Raw genomic sequence first — 19,409 nt, 5'->3', positions numbered from 1 at the left:
ATATGAAAAGGCCCGCGAAACCTCAAGTTCCGCGGGCCTTCTTGTATTTTGAACCCTGCGTTGGCTCAGACTTCGTCCTTGCGGGACAGAAGGATGCAGGCGAGCGTGATGAGCGCCGATACGCAGAGATAATAACCGACATAACCCATGCCGTAATTCACCTGCAGCCATGTGGCGATGTAAGGCGCGAGCGATGCGCCGAAGATGCCGGCCATGTTGAAGGTGATGGATGAGCCGGTGTAGCGCACGCGGGTCGGGAAGGGGGCGGCGAGCGCCGTTCCGATCAGGCCATAGGTCATGCCCATCAGCATCATGGCCAGAGCCGCGAAGACGAAGATCGAGCCTTCGCCTCCGGACATCAGGCCGGGCAGCAGGAAGGAAAACAGGCCGATCAGCACCGTCGTCAGGATCAGGATTTCACGGCGACCGAATTTTTCGGCAAGCTTGCCGGCGATCGGAATGAAGATGCCGAAAACGATGGAGCCCAGGATCTGCACTTCCAGCGCGTCGAGGAACGGGATTTTCAGGACCTTGACGTTGTAGGACAGAAGATAGGCGGTGCCGATGTAGAAGAGCACGAAGGTGGCCAGCGCCACGAAGGTGCCGAGCACGAGGCTGCGCTTGTGGTTGCGGAACAGTTCCGCGACCGGCACGGCCACACGCTCTTCCTTTTCGATTGCCTTCTGGAAGTCGGGCGTTTCGGTGATCGACAGGCGAACCCACATGCCGACCGCGATCAGGATGATCGAAGCGACGAAGGGAATGCGCCAGCCCCAGCTCAAAAGCGCTTCCTGGGACATGAAGTGCAGCAGGATCCAGAACACGCCGGACGAAAGGAACAGGCCAACGGGTGCACCGAGCTGCGGGAACATGCCGTACCAGCTGCGCTTGCCCGGAGGTGCGTTTTCCGTGGCGAGCAGAACGGCACCGCCCCATTCGCCACCGAGGCCGAAACCCTGGCCGAAGCGGCAAAGCGCGAGCAGCAGCGGCGCCAGAACGCCGGCGGTCTCATAGGAGGGGAGGAGGCCAATCACGACCGTGGAAACGCCCATCGTGAGCAGGGCGGCGACAAGGGTAGTCTTGCGGCCGACGCGGTCGCCATAGTGGCCGAAGACCACAGCGCCCAGCGGGCGGGCGAAAAAGGCGATGGAGAAGGTGGCGAAGGACGCCAGAAGCGCCGTCATCGGGTCATTGTTCGGGAAGAACAAAGTGGGGAACACGAGCACTGCGGCCGTGGCGTAAACGTAGAAATCGAAAAACTCGATGGTCGTGCCGACCAGGCTGGCAGTGAGAACTCGTGCAGGCGAATTTGTCTTTACAACGTTCGAAGTGTCAGCGGTCGGCGATACCGGAGATATCGCGTCGGTCATGGTATTGGTTCCATTTTGGATGATTGCAATGTCATGCCTTGGGAGGCGACGACTGCGTTAACGCAATTTTTGTTCTTATGGAATGCTAAAAAAGAAATAATGCAGATAATGTGATCCATCAGTGCGACACGTGTGGTTATGCCTCTCGGGGATGCTTCGGCGATTGAGAGACTGATTCAGGCCGCGGTTTTAAAACGCTGAAACGCCAGATAATTTTCCCTGGGGAATAATCCCGTCTGTTAACGTTTCGGGCTTGCCTTTATCGCGGAGCGGCAGACGCGCGAGCGCCGTTTTATTTCCGATCATTGAAAACCTGCATGTTGCAATCCATGCAACTCTCTGATTCCAAGGAGGGAATCCGGATCGGTGCTGATTCTTTAACGAAACTCGGCACGTTGGACGCGGCGGTTAACGAAAGTAAACGATTCATTAACCTTAATGGCGTTTAACTGATCTCAAGGGTCATGTGCCAGAATCACCGTTCGTCAAATTCGGTCGGTTCGGAGCGTGGTTCGTAACGGAGAGTTGGTGTCAGAGGTATCGATGAGCGGCAAGCACGTAGCTGTTCTTTTGGGTGGATTTTCGTCGGAGCGGCCGGTCAGCCTGTCGTCGGGCAACGCTTGCGCGCAGGCTCTGGAAGACGAGGGCTACAAGGTCACCCGGGTCGATGTGGGGCGCGATGTCGCCGCCGTACTTGCCGAGCTGCGCCCGGATGTGGCTTTCAATGCGCTGCACGGTCCCTTTGGCGAAGACGGCACCATTCAGGGCATCCTCGAATATCTCGCCATTCCCTATACGCATTCCGGCGTGCTCGCTTCCGCGCTCGCCATGGACAAGGCGCAGGCCAAGAAGGTTGCCGCTGCTGCCGGCATCCCGGTGGCTGCCGAGCGCGTCATGAACCGCTTCGATTTCACCAGCGAGCATCCGCTTGCACCCCCTTATGTGGTGAAGCCGGTGCGTGAAGGTTCGAGCTTCGGTGTCGTGATCGTCAAGGAAGACCAGTCGCATCCGCCGCAGATTCTCACCTCGTCGGAATGGCGCTACGGCGATCAGGTCATGGTCGAGCGCTATATTCACGGCCGCGAACTGACCTGCGGTGTGCTCGACGGCGAGGCGCTGGGTGTCACCGAAGTGGTGCCGCTCGGTCACAATTTCTATGATTATGATGCGAAATATGCGGCTGGTGGCTCGAAACATGTCATTCCCGCAGAAATTTCACCGAAAATTTACCAAAAAATTCAAACACTGGCGGTTATGGCGCATCGGGCGATCGGATGCCGTGGCGTAAGCCGTTCAGACTTTCGTTACGACGACCGTTTCTCAGAAGATGGCGAAGTTATCTGGCTTGAAGTGAATACGCAGCCGGGCATGACGCCGACCTCCCTGGTGCCGGAAATGGCGGCTCATGCTGGCCGCTCCTTTGGTAACCTTGTCAGCTGGATGGTGGAGGACGCTTCGTGTTTGCGGTGATCGGCAAAAAGTCGACAGCAAAAAAGCGCGAACAATTCGCGGCGGCGGCCAACGCCGACGACCGCATGGTATTGCCGCGTCCTCTGCGTCGCTTCGTGCGTTTCGGTGTCAGCCTTGCGACCGGACGCATTCACATTCCCGCCCATACCGGTACGATTTCGGCCGTCGCCTTTTACGCGGTGACCGGGCTTTACGGCATGTCTCTCGGCGGGCACACCAATATCGTCACCCAGACCACGACATCGGCAGCAGGCTTTGCGGTCGAGGACGTGAAGGTTTCCGGCAATCTGCAGACCTCCGAAATCGAAGTGTTCCAGCTTCTCGGCCTCGATGGCAGCACCTCGCTGATTGCGCTCGATATCGATGCGGCGCGCCGCAAGCTGGTGCAGCTTCCCTGGGTGGAAGATGTCGATATCCGCAAGGTGTACCCCAAGACCGTGGAAGTCCGGCTGAAGGAGCGTCAGGCCTTCGGCATCTGGCAGCATGGAACGGAACTGTCGCTGATCGAAAAAAGCGGCAGCGTGATTGCGCCGCTGCGGGACAATAAATTCGCCTCCCTGCCGCTCTTCGTTGGCCGTGACGCGGAAACGGGTGCTGCCGGTTTCGTCGAGCAGTTGGCCGACTGGCCGGAAATCCGCAACCGTGTCCGCGCCTATGTCCGCATTGCCGGCCGTCGCTGGGATCTGCATCTCGATAACGGCATCGTCGTCAAGCTGCCGGAAGAAAACCTGCCGCAGGCGCTGCAACTGCTGGCGCGGCTCGATCTCGAGGAAAAGGTGCTGTCGCGCGATGTCGCTGCCGTCGATCTCCGGCTTGCGGACCGCACCACGATCCAGCTGACCGAGGGCGCCACGGAGCGTCGCCAGGCCGCTGTCGATGCGCGCACCAAGGCTCTCAAGAAGGCGGAGAAGAACACATGAGCTTTTTCGGTTCTTCCCATTTCGGCCTGCCTCGCCTGAAGCCGCTTTCTTCCAAGCGCAGCCACATCGTTTCGGTGCTGGACATCGGCTCGACCAAGGTCGTGTGCATGATCGGCCGGCTGACGCCGCGCCAGGAAAGCGAAATCCTGCCCGGCCGCACCCATAAGGTCGAAATCATCGGCATCGGCCACCAGCGTTCGCGCGGCGTGAAATCCGGCGTGATCGCCGATCTCGACGCGCTGGAAGGCGTGATCCGTCTTTCGGTCGATGCGGCCGAGCGCATGGCGGGCCTTACCGTCGACAGCCTGATCGTCAATGTTTCGGCAGGAAGACTGGCGAGCGATATCTACACTGCGAGCATCGATCTCGGCGGCCAGGAAGTGGAAGCAAGCGATCTGCGCAAGGTTCTGGTGGCGGCAAGCCAGCAGTCCATGCGTCAGGACCGGGCGATCCTGCATTCTTTGCCGACGGGTTATTCGCTGGACGGCGAGCGCGGCATTCGCGATCCGCTTTCCATGTATGGCGATCTTCTCGGTGTCGACATGCATGTGGTCACGGTCGAGCGCACGGCGCTGAAGAACCTCGAACTCTGCGTCAACCGTGCGCATCTTTCCGTGGAAGGCATGGTGGCGACGCCCTATGCCAGCGGTCTGGCGGCGCTGGTGGACGATGAAGTCGAACTCGGCTGCGCGGCCATCGACATGGGCGGCGGCACCACGACGATCTCGGTTTTCGCCGAAGGCCGTCTCATTCACACCGACGCGATCGGCCTTGGCGGCCATCACGTTACGACAGATCTTGCACGTGGCCTCTCGACACGAATCGAAGATGCGGAGAGACTGAAGGTGGTGCATGGTTCGGCATTGCTGAATGGCGCGGATGAGCGCGACATGATTTCGATCCCGCCGATTGGCGAAGACGATCGCGATCAGCCATCGCAAGTTTCAAGAGCACTTGTAACCCGCATCGTGCGGGCGCGTATCGAAGAGACGCTGGAATTGATCCGTGATCGTATCCAGAAGTCCGGCTTCAGCCCCATCGTCGGCAAGCGCGTTGTCCTGACCGGCGGCGCAAGCCAGCTGACGGGGCTGCCGGAAACGGCACGGCGCATTCTCGCCCGCAACGTTCGTATCGGCCGCCCCATGGGTGTGGCCGGTCTTCCGGTGGCGGCGAAGGGACCGGCATTTTCAACCGCCTGCGGACTGATGATCTATCCGCAGGTGGCGGACATCGAAATTCATGCGGCGCAAGGCGGAATGTTCTCGCCGTTTGGTACGGGTAGCGGCCGGATAGCCCGGGTGGGGCAATGGCTGAAAGAGAGTTTTTGAGTGGCCTCGTGGCGTAAGCCGGAGGTTTCAGAGTTGAGTTTTCAAGAATCGGCCAGCGGGGCGATGCGGCCAGAGAAAGAAGGAATGCTAAAATGACGATACAGCTGCAAAAGCCTGATATCACCGAGCTGAAGCCACGCATCACTGTTTTCGGTGTCGGCGGTGGTGGTGGTAACGCTGTCAACAACATGATCACGGCCGGCCTCCAGGGCGTCGACTTCGTCGTCGCCAACACGGATGCGCAGGCGCTGACCATGACGAAGGCAGACCGGGTCATCCAGCTCGGCGTCAACGTCACCGAAGGCCTCGGCGCCGGTTCCCAGCCGGAAGTCGGCCGCGCCGCCGCTGAAGAATGCATCGACGAGATCATCGATCACCTGAACGGCACCCACATGTGCTTCGTCACCGCCGGCATGGGCGGCGGCACCGGCACGGGTGCTGCTCCGGTTGTCGCACAGGCCGCCCGCAACAAGGGCATCCTGACGGTCGGCGTCGTCACCAAGCCTTTCCACTTCGAAGGCGGCCGCCGCATGCGTCTTGCCGAACAGGGCATCGAGGAACTGCAGAAGTCCGTCGATACGCTGATCGTCATTCCGAACCAGAACCTCTTCCGTATTGCCAACGACAAGACGACCTTCGCCGACGCCTTCGCCATGGCCGACCAGGTTCTCTATTCGGGCGTTGCCTGCATCACCGACCTGATGGTGAAGGAAGGTCTCATCAACCTCGACTTCGCCGACGTTCGCTCGGTCATGCGTGAAATGGGCCGTGCAATGATGGGCACCGGCGAAGCTTCCGGTCCGGGCCGTGCGATGCAGGCTGCGGAAGCGGCAATCGCCAACCCGCTGCTCGACGAAACCTCGATGAAGGGCGCACAGGGCCTGCTGATCTCCATCACCGGTGGTCGCGACCTTACCCTGTTCGAAGTCGACGAGGCTGCAACCCGTATCCGCGAAGAAGTCGATCCGGACGCCAACATCATCCTCGGCGCAACCTTCGACGAAGCCCTGGAAGGTCTCATCCGCGTCTCCGTCGTGGCGACCGGCATCGACCGCGTTGCTGGCGTCGGCGAGCAGAACGTTGCCGATATGCGTGCCGCAGCAGCCGTTGCCAAGCCGCTTATCCGTCCTTCCGCGGCCGTTGCTTCCGCTCCGGCCGCAGTTCAGCCTGCTCCAGCAGTATCGCAGGCACAGAAGGCCGTAGACCCGATCGCCCAGACCATCCGTTCGGCGGAAGCCGAAATGGAACGCGAACTCGGTTTCGCCGCACACCAGCAGCCGGCTCAGGATTTCCGTCCGCAGAGCAAGCTGTTCGCATCTTCTCCGGCTGAAGCGCCGGCGGCTCTCCGTCCGGCTCAGCCGGTTCAGCAGGCCGCTCCGGCACCGGTCGCTCCGGCGCCCGTCTACCATGCTCCGGAACAGGTTGCCGCTCCGGCGCCGCGCATGCAGCAGCCGCAGGCTCCTGTTTATCAGGAACCCGCACCGGTTGCCCGCCAGCCCGAGCCGGTACGCATGCCGAAGGTCGAAGACTTTCCGCCGGTCGTGAAGGCCGAGCTGGACCACCGCACCCACGCCGCTCCTGCCGCCCAGGAAGAGCGTGGCCCGATGGGTCTTCTGAAGCGCATCACCAACTCGCTTGGCCGCCGCGAAGAAGAAGAAGTTCCGTCCGACATGATGGATGCGCCGAGCATGGCGCCGCAGCAGCGCCGCGCCCCGCTTTCGCCGGAAGCCAGCCTCTACGCACCGCGTCGTGGCCAGCTTGACGACCACGGCCGCGCAACGCCTGCATCGTCCAGCCACCACGATGACGACCAGCTGGAAATCCCGGCCTTCCTGCGCCGCCAGTCCAACTAAGGGCGATTCCATCCGCCTCTTCGAACGCCCGGGTTTCACGATCCGGGCGTTTTGTTTATTTTGCGTTATTAACACTAAATTAATTCGCATTTTCAAAGGTTTACGCGTGTAACAATCCGAAACGAACAGTGATTTGTCGTGGCACCTACATGTGCGTATGTATGAGGCTGGGTAAAGGAAAACACGGACTTGGCCGGTTGCCAAACCGGCTCGAAAACTTGAACGGCGCTCAAGCGGCGCGGTTTGCAAAACAAGGCATATTCGCATGACTATCGGACTGCTCGGATTTCAGACAACTATCGCAAATGCTGTTCAGCTCAAAGGCATTGGCGTGCATTCCGGCAATCCGGTCTCGATGACCTTCCAGCCCGCAGAAGCCGGAACGGGCATCGTCTTCCACCGCCTTCATGACAATGGCAGCGTTACCGAGTTGAAGGCGGTTTCGGCCAATGTCGGCAATACCGACCTGTGCACCGTGCTCGGCCGTTCGCTTTCCCAGTCGGTGGCGACGATCGAGCACGTCATGGCCGCCATCTACGCCATGGGCCTCGACAACCTCATCGTTGAAGTCGACGGTCCGGAAGCGCCGATCATGGACGGCAGCTCCGCACCTTTCATCGAAGCGATCGAATCGGTCGGCATCAAGAGCCTAGGCGTGAAGCGCCGTTATATTCGCGTCACCAAGCCGGTGCGCATCGATTCGGGCGCCTCCTGGGCGGAGTTCCGTCCCTATGACGGCACCCGTTTCGAGGTCGACATCGATTTCGACACGCCGCTGATCGGCAAGCAGTCCTGGAAGGGCGACCTGACGGCGGAGAGCTTCAAGAACGAACTGTCGCGCGCCCGTACCTTCGGCTTCATGCGTGATGTGGAGCGCCTGTGGGCTGCCGGTTATGCGCTCGGCTCCTCGCTTGAGAACTCGGTCGTCATCTCCGACGACAACAGCGTCATCAACATGGAAGGCCTGCGTTACGCCAAGGACGAATTCGTCCGTCACAAGACGCTGGACGCCGTGGGCGACCTGGCGCTTGCTGGCGCGCAGTTCATCGGCTGCTACCGCTCCTATCGCGGCGGCCACAAGGTCAATGCGAATGCGCTGAAGGCGCTTTTGAGCGACCGCACCGCCTATGAGATCGTCGAAGCGCCGGCTGCCCGCAACCAGATGGTGCGCGCCCGCGAATTCGTTGCGGTCAATATGCCGGAATTCGCGCCCTGGTCTGCGTGAATTCCTTTGCAGGCTATCAATTGACAGAGAAAGCCGCTCCCTTTGGGGCGGCTTTTTCGCGATGCGAACAAGAAGTTGCGTCATATCGCCTGATATTCATGCGATTGCACGGGTCGATGCCATAAAAATGCGTTAATGCGTCATCATTGCGTTGCCCTGCGGATGCTTTTATGGCTAGAACGCCAGTGCAAAGCCGATGCTTATGTATTTGCGCGGGAAGTGGGAACTGTCGAATGAAGCATGTAGGGTCTGGTGCAATGAAGGGTACGATGCGGGGGATCGCCGTCTCGTTGATGTTGGTCGGCGCGAGTGTCGCCGTCACGGCCTGCCAGTCCGATCCGGATATCGACATCACCAAGCTCGGCGTCGAGACCGATCCGCCGGATGTTCTGTACAAGCAGGGGCTTGCCAACATGAACGCCGGTAACATGACGGAAGCCTCACGCAAGTTCGAGGCGATCGACAAGCAGTACCCCTTCACCGAATGGGGCCAGAAGGCGCTGGTGATGCAGACCTTCATTGCCACGCGCACGAACAAGAACGATGTGGCCATTACCAATGGCAGCCGGTTCCTGCGCCAATATCCGCGTTCCAAGGATGCCGCTTACGTTCAGTACATGATCGGTCTTGCCTATTCGAAGCAGATTTCCGACGTGACGCAGGACCAGCGCGCCGCACAGCGCACCGTCGAGGCGATGAACAAGGTCGTCAACGACTATCCCGATTCGGAATATGTCGCCGATGCGCAGGCCAAGATCCGTTTCGCCCGCGACCAGCTCGCCGGCCGCGAAATGCAGGTCGGCCGTTATTATCTTGAGCGCAAGGAATATCTCGCCGCCGTTTCGCGTTTCCGCATCGTTGTCGAGCAGTACCAGAACACCAACCAGATCGAGGAAGCGCTGGCGCGTCTGACGGAAGCCTATTACGCAATGGGTCTGGTGGACGAAGCGCAGACCGCGGCCGCCGTTCTCGGCAACAACTATCCTGACAGCCAATGGTATTCGGATTCCTACAAGCTGCTGAAGGGCAGCGGGCTGGAGCCGCGGGAAAACAAGGGGTCCTGGATTTCGCGCGCCGGCAAGAAGCTCATCGGCGCCTGAGACGGGGCATAGGCCATGCTGGTCCAGCTCTCGATTCGCGATATCGTTCTCATCGAAAGGCTCGACCTCGGTTTCGAGGCGGGCCTTTCCGTGTTGACGGGCGAGACGGGTGCGGGCAAATCCATTCTTCTCGATAGCCTTTCGCTGGCGCTTGGCGGGCGCGGCGATGGCGGCCTTGTGCGGCACGGGGAAGAGAAGGGGCAGGTCACCGCCACTTTCGAAGTCCCGAACAGTCACCCGACACGGCTTCTCCTGCGTGAAAACGGTCTCGACGACGATGGCGACCTGATTTTCCGCCGGGTGCAATCCTCTGACGGGCGCACCAAGGCCTATATCAACGATCAGGCCATCAGCGTGCAGATGATGCGCCAGCTCGGACAATTGCTGGTCGAGATTCACGGCCAGCATGACGACCGCGCGCTTGTCGATACCGATGCACACCGCACGCTGCTGGATGCCTTTGCCGGTCTGAGCGATGAGGCTCGTGCCGTTCAGGGCCTCTATCGCACCTGGAAGGATGCTGACCGGGCCCTGAAGGCGCATCGCGCCAAAGTGGAGGCAGCGGCGCGCGAGGCGGATTACCTTCGCTCCTCGGTCGAGGAACTGGAAACGCTCTCGCCGCGCGACGGTGAAGAGGACGAGCTGGCGGAACGCCGGGCGGTGATGCAGAAATCCGAACGCATTGCCGGCGATATCGCCGAGGCAAGCGAGTTTCTGAACGGCAATGCCTCGCCTGTGCCTGTCATCGCCTCGATGATGCGGCGTCTGGAGCGCAAGAGCCATGAAGCGCCGGGATTGCTGGAAGACACCGTGCAATTGCTGGACGCCGCGCTCGACAGCCTTTCCAATGCGCAGATGGAAGTGGAGGCGGCGCTGCGCCGCACCGAATTCGATCCGCGTGAGCTGGAGCGGGTGGAGGAGCGGCTGTTCGCGCTGCGTGCCGCCGGGCGCAAATATAATGTTGCCGTGCCCGATCTGCCGGCTCTCGCCGAAAAAATGGTGGCCGATCTCGCCGATCTCGATGCCGGCGAAGAAAAGCTCGGCAAGCTCGAGGCCAATCTCGGCGTGGTGAAGGCCGATTTCGACCGTGCCGCGCAATCGCTTTCCGACAAACGCCGCCATGCGGCGGATGCGCTTTCCAATGCGGTGATGGCAGAACTGCCGGCGCTGAAGCTGGAGCGGGCGCGGTTTACCGTCGAGGTGACCTCCGATGCCGAACAGGCGACGGCCGACGGCATCGACACGGTGGAATTCCACGTCCAGACCAATCCGGGCACACGTCCCGGCCCGATCATGAAAGTGGCCTCGGGTGGTGAATTGTCCCGCTTCCTGCTGGCGCTGAAAGTGGCGCTGGCGGATCGCGGTTCGGCACCGACGCTGGTGTTCGACGAAATCGATACGGGTGTCGGTGGCGCGGTGGCGGATGCCATCGGCCAGCGGCTGCGCCGCCTGTCGAAAACCGTGCAGGTGCTGTCAGTTACCCATGCGCCGCAGGTGGCGGCACGGGCGGCGACCCATCTTCTCATTTCCAAAGGCCCATCCGGCGACGGCAGCGAGCGTATCGCCACGCGCGTAGCCACCATGGAGCCGAAACACCGCACCGAAGAGATTGCCCGCATGCTCGCCGGTGCGTCGGTGACGGACGAGGCGAGGGCTGCGGCGGCTCGCCTGCTGGCGGCCAAGGACTGACGGCTGCCCGCTGCGTCGGGCGAGCGGATTCGGCTTGTGAGTCCAGTGGCAAAACTGTTTTTAATGTTTGTTATTTCGGCTAAAAGCGTTCGGTAATTCCGAAAAGAGGCCGTCATGTCGAAAGACCAGAAATCCGTCGAAAACCTCACCGAGCTTGAAGCCTCTTCCGAGCTTGCGTTTCTGGCGGCCGAGCTTGCGCGCCATGATGCGCTTTACCATGGCAAGGATGCGCCGGAGATTTCGGATGCGGACTATGATGCGCTGAAGCGGCGTAACGATGCCATAGAAGTGGCTTTCCCGGCGCTGGTGCGGGCCGACAGCCCGTCGAGAAAAGTCGGCTTCGCGCCGCTTCCGACCTTTGCGCCCATCGTGCATGCGCGGCCGATGCTGTCGCTCGACAACACGTTTTCGGAAGAGGATTTGCGGGATTTCGTCAGTTCCGTCTATCGCTTCCTCGGGCATCTGCCGGACGATTCCATCGCCTTCACCGCCGAGCCGAAGATCGACGGGCTTTCCATGTCGATCCGCTATGAGAACCGCAGGCTGAAGACGGCGGCGACGCGCGGTGACGGCACCACCGGTGAAAATGTCACCGCCAATATCAGGACCATCAAGGAAATCCCGGACGAGCTGCCCGCCGATGCGCCCGATGTGGTGGAGGTGCGCGGCGAGGTCTATATGGCCAAGAGCGACTTTCTGGCGCTCAATGCCCAGATGGAGGCCGAAGGCAAGCAGACCTATGTGAACCCGCGCAACACGGCATCCGGTTCCCTGCGCCAGCTCGACGCCAATGTGACGGCGAAACGCAAGCTGCGGTTCTTCGCCTATGCGCTGGGTGAGGTCTCGAATGGCGGCCAGCCGGCGCGGATTGCGGATACGCAATATGGCATCGTGGAGAAATTCCGGGACTGGGGCTTTCCGGTCAACCCGCTGATGAAGCGATTCACCTCTGCCGAGCAATTGCTTGAGCATTATAATGAAATTGGCGTCGCACGGCCCGATCTCGATTATGATATCGACGGCGTGGTCTATAAGGTTGACCGGCTCGATCTGCAGGAACGGCTGGGCTTCCGCTCGCGCAGCCCGCGCTGGGCCACCGCCCATAAGTTTCCGGCCGAGCAGGCTTTCACCACGGTCGAGAATATCGAAATTCAGGTGGGCCGCACCGGTGCCTTGACGCCGGTGGCGCGTCTCACCCCGATCACCGTCGGCGGTGTCGTCGTCACCAATGCGACGCTGCACAATGCCGATTATATCGAAGGTATCGGCAATAGCGGCGAGCGCATCCGCCCGGAAGATCACGATATCCGCATCGGCGATACGGTCATCGTGCAGCGCGCCGGCGATGTCATTCCGCAGGTGTTGGATGTGCTGCTGGAAAAGCGCCCGACCGATGCGGTGAAATATGCATTCCCGGAAAAATGTCCGGTCTGCGGCAGCCATGCGGTGCGGGAGCGTAATGAAAAGACCGGCAAGCTCGATTCGGTCACGCGCTGCACGGGCGGGTTCGTTTGCCGCGCGCAGGCGGTTGAACATCTCAAACATTTCGTCTCGCGCAATGCCTTCGATATCGAAGGGCTGGGCACCAAGCAGATAGACTTCTTCTTCGAAAGCGACGATCCGGCGCTCTCGATCAAGACCGCGCCCGAGATTTTCACCCTGAAGGCGCGGCAGGAAGCCTCGCAGCTGACCAAGCTCGAGAATATCGACGGCTTCGGCAAGGTCAGCGTCAGAAAGCTGTTCGACGCGATCGATGCCCGCCGCGAGATCGATCTGCACCGGCTGATCTTCGCGCTCGGCATCCGCCATGTGGGTGAGACCACGGCGAAGCTTCTGGCGCGCTCCTATGGCACTTATGACCATTTCGAAGAGAGCATGAAGGCGGCGGCCGATCCGGCGAGCGATGCCTGGGCCGAACTCAACAGCATCGACGGCATCGGCGAGGTGGTGGCCCGCGCCATCATCGAATTCTACAAGGAGCCGCGCAATCTCGATGTCATCGACCGGCTGATACGGCAGCTTCGCCCGAAGGAAGCCGAAAAGCCCTCGACCGATGGCAGCCCGGTGGCGGGCAAGACGGTGGTATTTACCGGCTCGCTGGAAAAATTCACCCGTGACGAGGCCAAAGCGCGTGCCGAAAGCCTCGGCGCGAAAGTGGCCGGCTCGGTTTCGAAAAAGACCGATATTCTGGTGGCAGGACCGGGAGCCGGCTCCAAGCTTGCCAAGGCGACGGAACTGGGTGTGCAGACTATGGACGAGGACGAGTGGCTGGCCCTGATCGGCGGCTGATACACCGTCATGGCAATGTTGTTCTCTGCCGCTAGAGCTTTGCACCGGACACGGAGAGCACAGCATGGATGACCGCATTGTCGTCAGCACAGAGCAGGTCCGGGCGCTGGTTGACAGCCAGTTTCCGCAATGGGCGGGGTTAAATATCCGGCCGGTGGAACTGAGCGGCTGGGACAATCGCAGCTTTCGTCTTGGCGATGAGATGCTGATCCGCATGCCAAGTGCCGCCCGGTATGTTGCGCAGGTGGAGAAGGAGCATCGGTGGCTGCCGGCGCTTGCGCCGCTCCTGCCTTTTCCGATTCCTGCGCCATTGGCGCTCGGGCAGCCGGGACAGGGTTATCCGTTCCGCTGGTCCGTCTATCGCTGGCTTGAGGGCGAACCGCTTGCCCGGGATCTGGATCGCGTTGATCTTTCAACCATCGCCATCGATGTCGCCGCGTTTTTAAGGGCATTGCACGGGGTGGATGCTTCGGATGGCCCACCCGCAGGCGCGCATAACTTCCATCGCGGCGGCTCGCTTTCGGTCTATGACGGGGAGGCGAAGGCTTCGGCGGTGCGGCTTGCCGATGAGGTGGATCAGGCGCTGGCCATGGAGATATGGCAGCTTGCGCTTTCAAGCCATTGGCGGAAGCAGGGGGTGTGGGTGCATGGAGACATTGCCGAGGGCAATCTGCTGGTGAAGGACGGCCGGCTTTCAGCCGTCATCGATTTCGGCAGTTCCGGCGTCGGCGATCCGTCTTCCGATCTCATCCTCGCGTGGAATGTGCTCGATGCGGAAAGCCGTGCCGTTTTTCGCCGGGCGCTGGAGCTGGATGAGGCGACATGGCAGCGCGGGCGCGGCTGGGCGCTGTGGAAGGCTTTGATCGTGCTGGATGCGGAGCGTGGACGTAACGACAAAATGGCCGAATGGTCACGGCGGACCATTCGGGAAGTGTTTGCGGATCACTCCGCAGCCGTCTGAACCGCTATCGCAGACGCGCCATGCAATAGGCATCGATATACTCGCCGTCGCGGAAGGCGAAGGATTTGAGGTGTCCCTCGACCTCGAAGCCGAATTTGCGATAAAGCGCCAGCGCCGGTTCATTGTCCGTGAAAACGGTCAGTTCGATCCGTTTGAGGTCCAGCCAGCGATCGGCTATGGCGAGGATTTCGCCGATCATGGCGCTGCCGATACCGCGTCCCTTATAGGCGTCATGGACGCCCATGCCGATGCTGCCCGCATGCGCCCGGCGGTTGCTGTGGCGTGTCAGGCCGATATCGCCGACGATCTTGCCGTCGAGGATGGCGATCAGCGCAAAGCTGTTGGCCGGCTGGGTTTCGATCCCCTTGCGAATATCTTCCGGAGTGTGATGCGGCCAGCGCAGCGTCCCGTAGCGATATCCGGCCATATTGTGCAGTGCTGTTATCCCCGGCGCATCTGCCGGCGTGCGTGCGCGAATGCATAGGCCTTCGGGCCAGCGCGCGTCGGGGTCGAGTGGCGGGGAAATATCGAAATCCGGCATGTCTGCTCTCCTTCGTTTTTCAGCCGAGGCAGAGCGGAAACACCGCACCCTGCCAATATGCGGCAGGGTGGTGGACGGGATGACCGACTGACTAACGCGCCGATACCGCCACACGCCCTGCGGGGCGAATGGTTGCGGTGAGGTGCATATGGATAGCAGAACCGATCATGGCGGGCATAAGGCCAGAGGCGTCGCTCAGCGTCAAGACGGCAAGGCTACGTTCAGTCCCGGAAATTTCAGGACGAGGAACGTGAGGCCACCTTTTGTCGGAGCGGCCTCAGCTCTCCTGCCGTCACTGCGGCCTGGCGCGGGGCTGACGCCATCTGGAAAGCAGCCTGCCGTCGATCGCGGCAAGACCGGCGGCGATCATTGCCATGCCGGCGAAGTGCTTCATCTCCAGCTGCTCGCCGAGAAGCAGCGAACCGAGCAGGATGGCGCTGACGGGAATGAGGAAGGTAACGAGGGCGAGGTTGGTGGCGCCGGCGCTGGCGAGGATGCGGAAGAAGATCAGGTAGGCGAGCGCTGTCGACAAGAGGGCGATGCCGACAAGCGCGCCCCAGGTGCCGAGGCCCGGCATGGCGAGCGTCCATGGTTTATCGATGAGAAGGGCGGCCGGGATGAGCATCAATGTCGACGACGAAATCTGGCCGGTGGCGGTCATCAGCGGCAGCACGCCCATGGCTTTGAAACGGCGGCCGAATATGCCCGCGAAGGAATAGGAGATGGCCGCGCCGAGAATGGCGATCTGGCCCCAGAGGCCGGATGAGCCAGTGAAGGCGGCCGGGCCGATCATGGTCGCCACGCCGGCAAAGCCGATCAACACGCCGGTGAGTTTGTTGCCGGTCATCTTCTCGTCGGCGGTGAGAAAATGGGCGACGATGACGGTGAAGAGAGGCGTGGTGGCATTGAGGATTGAGGCTAGTCCGCTGGCAATATGGGTCTGACCCCAGACGATCAGGCAGAAGGGGATGATGTTGTTGAGCAGGCCCATGCCGAAAAAGGCGCGCCACACCGCCCATTCACGCGGCAGGCGAAGGCCCATGATGCGGCAGACGATGAGAAGCGCGATTGCCGCCAGGCTGACGCGCAGCGTGACGATGGTGACGGGCGGCAGTTCCTTGACGGCGACACCGATGAAAAAGAACGATCCGCCCCACAGAAGCGAAAGCGCGACGAGCATCGCCCATTCACCGGCATCCATCTGTTTCTGTATCGCCATCGTCATCTCCCAAAGCATGAGTATCGACATGATCGCAGGTGGGCTCGCCGCCATCCACCCGATATAGGTTGAGTTTGGCTCAAACTGGAGATGGGTGGTTTTAACTGCGTTTCAGGTCTTGTTGCGTCTATTTACTCTCTGTTTTATGGTGTTTTCAAACGATTGTTTCTCGTTCGATAATTGAGATGAGCTAAATCATGGCAGTCGAACTTCCTTCTTTGAAAGGGTTGCAGGCTTTCGAGGCCGCAGCGCGGTATCGCAGCGTCACGCTTGCTTCCAATGAGTTGAATGTCACGCCCGGTGCCGTCAGCCTGCAAATCCGGGAGCTGGAGGCGCGGCTTGGCGTGCAATTGTTTTTCCGCAAGCCGCGCAGCATCCAGCTGACGCGCGAAGGGGAGCGTTATTACGGGGCGCTTCGCACCGCCTTCCGGATGATGCGCGAGGCGACGGCGGAACTGACGGCGCGCTCCGAGATCACGGTTCTGACGCTGAGCTGCACGCCGACCTTTGCCGTGCAATGGCTGATGCCGCGATTGCCTGCCTTCCAACAGCAACATCCGCAGGTGGATGTCCGCATCAGCGTGACGAACCGGCTGGTGGATTTTTCGAGGGACGATGTCGATCTGGCGGTACGGCACGGGTTCGGTCGGTATGAAGGGCTGGAGAGCATTCGCTTCATCGATGACAGCACTCTGCCGGTCTGTTCGCCGCAGCTTCTGGAGAAATATGGGCCGCTCCAGGAGGCGGGGGACCTGAAATCCATTCCGCTTCTGCACGATGAAAACCGCAATGAATGGCGACGCTGGCTGGAGGCGGCGGGAGCATCGGACGTGGATGCCTCCGGCGGCACCGTCTTCATCGACAGCAACGGTGCGCTGGATGCGGCCAAGGCCGGGCACGGCATTGCGCTGACCCGGCGTTCGCTGGTTTCCCGCGAGCTTGCGGAAGGCGCATTGATTGCGCCCTTCGGCAAGGACATGGCCAGCACGCTCGCCTATTTCCTCGTTTATCCGCGTCGTATGCTTGATAATCCCGATCTGGTGACGCTCATCGACTGGATGCTTTCGGAAGCGGGTTCTGCCGAGGCCGGTTCTCTTTGACGTCAATCCGGTTTATGCCGGAATGAAACAACGGGAATCACTCTTGAAAACCATCGCCATCGATTTCGAGACCGCCAATGAGGAACGGGGCAGCGCCTGCTCCGTCGGACTTGCGTGGATAGAGGGCGGCGAGATCGTTCGCGTCGAGGAACGGCTGATCCGGCCGAAGGACATGCGGTTTTCGCCCTTTAACATCGCCGTGCATGGCATCCGCCCGGCCGATGTCGAAGATGCGCCGGAATTTCCCGAGGTGATGGAGGAGTTCATCGACGACTTCCACGGCGCCACCATGATCGCCCATAATGCCGCCTTCGATTTCAGCGTCATGCGGGCGTCTTTCGATAAATACCGGCAGTCCTATCCCGATCTTTCCTATCTGTGCAGCGTCAAGATCGCCCGGCATGTCTGGCCCAATCTGGCCTCGCACAAGCTGAATGTCATCGCCCATCATCTCCAGCTGCGTTTCGTGCATCACAATGCCGCCGAGGATGCCGTCGTCTGCGCGGCCGCTTCGATTGCGGCGGCCAAGGCCTTGCGCGTTGCCCATGTCCGCGAGCTGCCGGAAAAGATCGGCATGGTCGCGGGGCGTCTCACCTCCACCGGTTACCAGCCCTGCAGCATGAAAAAACGCGCCGTCTCCCGGGTTGCGTAACCGTTCCGCGCACTTATGTTTGAAGCAGCGTAACGGAGAAGATGCGATGACGATGAAAACTCTGTCGGGTTTGTTTGCGGGCTTTCTGGCATTGCTTCCGGTGACAGCGGCGCATTCGCAGGTGGTGGGAGAGGTCGGCGTCGACTGGATCGGCAACGATATCGTCATCGAGGCGATCGCCGATCCGAAGATCAAGGGCGTGACCTGCCATGTGACCTATTTCGAGCGCGGCGTCATCGACCGGCTGAAGAACGGCAACTGGTTCGAAGACCCTTCCAACAACGCCATTTCCTGCAGCCAGACGGGACCGGTGGAGATCGGCGATATCGATCTGTCGAAGGGCGGGGAAGAGGTGTTCCGGCAGGGCATGTCGCTGGTCTGGAAGAAACTCGTCGTCAGCCGCGTCTATGACAAGGCCAATGACACGCTGATCTATCTGGTGCATGCGCGGGAACTGACCGACGGCTCGGCCAAGATGGCGATTTCCACGGTGCCGCTTTATAACCAGCAGGTCACATGGCAAAAGGGCAAGCCGTAAGATTTTGTCCGACCCTGTCCGTCATGCCGGACTTGATCCGGCATCCAGCCACGGCGCGTCTGCGCCGTGAAAGAGTCTTTCGCGATCAAGGACTTGATCGCGCTGGACCCCGGATCAGGCCCGGGGTGACGGAGTACCTCTGAAACGGGACTGCCAGACTATGCAACCCGCGCCGCTTCGACGGCGCTGGCGCTAGGCGCTCCAAATCTTATCGAGAGGCAAGAGCCGGCTTAATCAGGCCGCTTCGCGCGCCAGCTCGTCGGCAATCACGGTGTCGAGGTTGAGGAAGCAGACCATGCTCTTTTCCAGCGCCACGATGCCGCGGCAGAAGCTGCGCTGCTCTTCCGGAATGATATCGGGCGCGGGCTGCAGGTCTTCGGAGCGGATGGTCATCATGTCGGAGACCTGTTCCACCAGGAGGCCGACCAGCTTGCCGCCGATATCGGTGACGATGATGGCGGAGCGTTCGGACGGTTCGGTCATCTTCATGCCGAGGCGGCCGGCCATGTCGATGACGGGAATGACGGCGCCGCGCAGGTTGATGAGGCCGAGAACATAAGGCGGGGTGTGCGGCATCGGGGTAACCGGCGCCCAGCCGCGGATTTCGCGGATCGCCATGATGTCGATGCAGAATTCCTGATCGCCCAGATGGAAGGAAACGATTTCGAGATATGCGCCGGATTGCTTGATGGCGTTGGACATGACGGCAGGTTTCCTCTGATGGCTCTCTAACAGGCCCGCGCAGGATTGAGCTTTATGCGGTGGCCGGAGAATGGACCGGGAGACATCATGTCGAGGCTTAAAAACCGCTATGGTCATAATGCACAGCAAGATTTTAAACTTTCCCTAACAATTGCTGCTGCCGCGCCGGCAAAACCCAGTATTTTGGCGGTTTTCGCGCTCACGCAAACAGGTTATGATAGGCATATGAACGCGCTCGTTTCCCATCCGCTGAAGTTTATTCTGGCTAGTCTTGCCGCTGTGGCCTCGCTTGCCATCGTGCTTCTTGCCTTTGACGGCTGGGTGCGGCACGGCACGGATATTTTCCTGTCCACGGTACAGAGCGGCATCGCCTGGTGCCTGTGACGCGTTTTCCGGCTGCGGATTTGTGACAAATCAGCGCGGTTCCCGCAAATACGCCCAGTTGATTTGCC

17 protein-coding genes are annotated in these 19,409 nt (G+C 60.6%); 13 read left to right on the top strand and 4 right to left on the bottom strand.

The genetic code is table 11. From position 1 onward, the window contains the following. Positions 1 to 65: 65 nt before the first annotated feature. Positions 66 to 1,370, bottom strand: coding sequence for an MFS transporter (locus tag I3J13_RS10845; RefSeq protein ID WP_003522203.1), 1,305 nt, complete (start codon positions 1,368 to 1,370; stop codon positions 66 to 68). Between the two features lie 543 nt (positions 1,371 to 1,913). On the opposite strand from I3J13_RS10845, the gene I3J13_RS10840 reads away from it, so the two are divergent. The 9 genes from I3J13_RS10840 (at position 1,914) to I3J13_RS10800 (ending at position 14,205) form a co-directional block, all read left to right on the top strand. Continuing rightward, positions 1,914 to 2,840: a D-alanine--D-alanine ligase gene (locus tag I3J13_RS10840; RefSeq protein ID WP_003522204.1), complete on the top strand. Its 927-nt coding sequence runs from the start codon at positions 1,914 to 1,916 to the stop codon at positions 2,838 to 2,840. After that, positions 2,828 to 3,760 carry a cell division protein FtsQ/DivIB gene (locus I3J13_RS10835; protein ID WP_196378777.1) on the top strand — a complete coding sequence of 311 codons (933 nt, stop codon included), beginning with the start codon at positions 2,828 to 2,830 and terminating at the stop codon, positions 3,758 to 3,760. Before I3J13_RS10840 ends, I3J13_RS10835 begins: the two co-directional genes overlap by 13 nt. Continuing rightward, positions 3,757 to 5,088, top strand: a complete 1,332-nt coding sequence (gene ftsA / locus I3J13_RS10830; RefSeq protein ID WP_003513208.1) for a cell division protein FtsA — start codon at positions 3,757 to 3,759, stop codon at positions 5,086 to 5,088. Before I3J13_RS10835 ends, ftsA begins: the two co-directional genes overlap by 4 nt. Positions 5,089 to 5,180: 92 nt before the next feature. Continuing rightward, positions 5,181 to 6,941: a cell division protein FtsZ gene (gene ftsZ, locus I3J13_RS10825; RefSeq protein ID WP_020811994.1), complete on the top strand. Its 1,761-nt coding sequence runs from the start codon at positions 5,181 to 5,183 to the stop codon at positions 6,939 to 6,941. 265 nt (positions 6,942 to 7,206) lie between these two features. Next, the gene (gene lpxC, locus I3J13_RS10820) at positions 7,207 to 8,166 is read left to right on the top strand and encodes a UDP-3-O-acyl-N-acetylglucosamine deacetylase (RefSeq protein ID WP_003522208.1); all 960 of its coding nucleotides are present in this window, start codon (positions 7,207 to 7,209) and stop codon (positions 8,164 to 8,166) included. 233 nt (positions 8,167 to 8,399) lie between these two features. Beyond that, the gene (locus I3J13_RS10815; RefSeq protein WP_003522209.1) at positions 8,400 to 9,266 is read left to right on the top strand and encodes an outer membrane protein assembly factor BamD; all 867 of its coding nucleotides are present in this window, start codon (positions 8,400 to 8,402) and stop codon (positions 9,264 to 9,266) included. Between the two features lie 15 nt (positions 9,267 to 9,281). Further along, entirely contained in the window at positions 9,282 to 10,955 is a 1,674-nt protein-coding gene (recN, locus tag I3J13_RS10810) for a DNA repair protein RecN (RefSeq protein ID WP_196378776.1), read from the top strand. 114 nt (positions 10,956 to 11,069) lie between these two features. Further along, positions 11,070 to 13,244 carry an NAD-dependent DNA ligase LigA gene (gene ligA / locus I3J13_RS10805; RefSeq protein WP_196378775.1) on the top strand — a complete coding sequence of 725 codons (2,175 nt, stop codon included), beginning with the start codon at positions 11,070 to 11,072 and terminating at the stop codon, positions 13,242 to 13,244. A 64-nt stretch (positions 13,245 to 13,308) separates the two neighbouring features. Continuing rightward, on the top strand, positions 13,309 to 14,205 hold the full coding sequence (locus I3J13_RS10800) for an aminoglycoside phosphotransferase family protein (protein ID WP_196378774.1): 897 nt from the start codon (positions 13,309 to 13,311) through the stop codon (positions 14,203 to 14,205). 4 nt (positions 14,206 to 14,209) lie between these two features. Here the strand turns inward: I3J13_RS10800 and I3J13_RS10795 are convergent, their stop codons facing one another. Continuing rightward, positions 14,210 to 14,746 (bottom strand): GNAT family N-acetyltransferase, encoded by a 537-nt coding sequence (locus tag I3J13_RS10795; RefSeq protein WP_196378773.1) that lies wholly within the window; start codon positions 14,744 to 14,746, stop codon positions 14,210 to 14,212. Positions 14,747 to 15,038: 292 nt separating this feature from the next. Continuing rightward, on the bottom strand, positions 15,039 to 15,965 hold the full coding sequence (locus I3J13_RS10790) for a DMT family transporter (RefSeq protein ID WP_196378772.1): 927 nt from the start codon (positions 15,963 to 15,965) through the stop codon (positions 15,039 to 15,041). Between the two features lie 197 nt (positions 15,966 to 16,162). Here I3J13_RS10790 and gcvA point away from each other — a divergent pair, with 197 nt between their 5' ends. The 3 genes from gcvA to I3J13_RS10775 are packed head-to-tail and all read left to right on the top strand — an operon-like array spanning position 16,163 to position 18,255. Then, entirely contained in the window at positions 16,163 to 17,065 is a 903-nt protein-coding gene (gene gcvA / locus I3J13_RS10785) for a transcriptional regulator GcvA (RefSeq protein WP_196378771.1), read from the top strand. Between the two features lie 43 nt (positions 17,066 to 17,108). Then, entirely contained in the window at positions 17,109 to 17,717 is a 609-nt protein-coding gene (locus I3J13_RS10780) for a 3'-5' exonuclease (RefSeq protein ID WP_196378770.1), read from the top strand. Between the two features lie 46 nt (positions 17,718 to 17,763). Beyond that, positions 17,764 to 18,255: a CreA family protein gene (locus I3J13_RS10775; protein ID WP_035220532.1), complete on the top strand. Its 492-nt coding sequence runs from the start codon at positions 17,764 to 17,766 to the stop codon at positions 18,253 to 18,255. A gap of 234 nt (positions 18,256 to 18,489) precedes the next feature. Here I3J13_RS10775 and I3J13_RS10770 read toward each other — a convergent pair whose 3' ends face one another. Further along, a complete protein-coding gene (locus tag I3J13_RS10770) occupies positions 18,490 to 18,957 on the bottom strand; it encodes a chemotaxis protein CheW (protein ID WP_003522339.1) in 468 nt (155 codons plus the stop codon). An 87-nt stretch (positions 18,958 to 19,044) separates the two neighbouring features. Here I3J13_RS10770 and I3J13_RS10765 point away from each other — a divergent pair, with 87 nt between their 5' ends. Next, complete coding sequence (locus I3J13_RS10765; RefSeq protein WP_236000872.1) at positions 19,045 to 19,341, top strand: hypothetical protein; 297 nt, start codon at positions 19,045 to 19,047, stop codon at positions 19,339 to 19,341. Positions 19,342 to 19,409: the final 68 nt, after the last annotated feature.

The sequence above is a fragment of the Agrobacterium leguminum genome (assembly GCF_015704895.1).
In the GTDB taxonomy this organism is placed as follows: domain Bacteria; phylum Pseudomonadota; class Alphaproteobacteria; order Rhizobiales; family Rhizobiaceae; genus Agrobacterium; species Agrobacterium leguminum.
The sequence above is the reverse complement of the archived record's forward strand: the minus strand, read 5'-3'. Positions and strand labels throughout refer to the sequence as shown.

Coding starts and splice junctions, on each gene's coding strand:
- I3J13_RS10845 (WP_003522203.1), bottom strand. CDS start 1,370: ATGACCGACGCGATATCTCCGGTATCGCCGACCGCTGACACTTCGAAC.
- I3J13_RS10840 (WP_003522204.1), top strand. CDS start 1,914: ATGAGCGGCAAGCACGTAGCTGTTCTTTTGGGTGGATTTTCGTCGGAG.
- ftsA (WP_003513208.1), top strand. CDS start 3,757: ATGAGCTTTTTCGGTTCTTCCCATTTCGGCCTGCCTCGCCTGAAGCCG.
- ftsZ (WP_020811994.1), top strand. CDS start 5,181: ATGACGATACAGCTGCAAAAGCCTGATATCACCGAGCTGAAGCCACGC.
- lpxC (WP_003522208.1), top strand. CDS start 7,207: ATGACTATCGGACTGCTCGGATTTCAGACAACTATCGCAAATGCTGTT.
- I3J13_RS10815 (WP_003522209.1), top strand. CDS start 8,400: ATGAAGCATGTAGGGTCTGGTGCAATGAAGGGTACGATGCGGGGGATC.
- recN (WP_196378776.1), top strand. CDS start 9,282: ATGCTGGTCCAGCTCTCGATTCGCGATATCGTTCTCATCGAAAGGCTC.
- ligA (WP_196378775.1), top strand. CDS start 11,070: ATGTCGAAAGACCAGAAATCCGTCGAAAACCTCACCGAGCTTGAAGCC.
- I3J13_RS10800 (WP_196378774.1), top strand. CDS start 13,309: ATGGATGACCGCATTGTCGTCAGCACAGAGCAGGTCCGGGCGCTGGTT.
- I3J13_RS10795 (WP_196378773.1), bottom strand. CDS start 14,746: ATGCCGGATTTCGATATTTCCCCGCCACTCGACCCCGACGCGCGCTGG.
- I3J13_RS10790 (WP_196378772.1), bottom strand. CDS start 15,965: ATGGCGATACAGAAACAGATGGATGCCGGTGAATGGGCGATGCTCGTC.
- gcvA (WP_196378771.1), top strand. CDS start 16,163: ATGGCAGTCGAACTTCCTTCTTTGAAAGGGTTGCAGGCTTTCGAGGCC.
- I3J13_RS10775 (WP_035220532.1), top strand. CDS start 17,764: ATGACGATGAAAACTCTGTCGGGTTTGTTTGCGGGCTTTCTGGCATTG.
- I3J13_RS10770 (WP_003522339.1), bottom strand. CDS start 18,957: ATGTCCAACGCCATCAAGCAATCCGGCGCATATCTCGAAATCGTTTCC.
- I3J13_RS10765 (WP_236000872.1), top strand. CDS start 19,045: ATGTCGAGGCTTAAAAACCGCTATGGTCATAATGCACAGCAAGATTTT.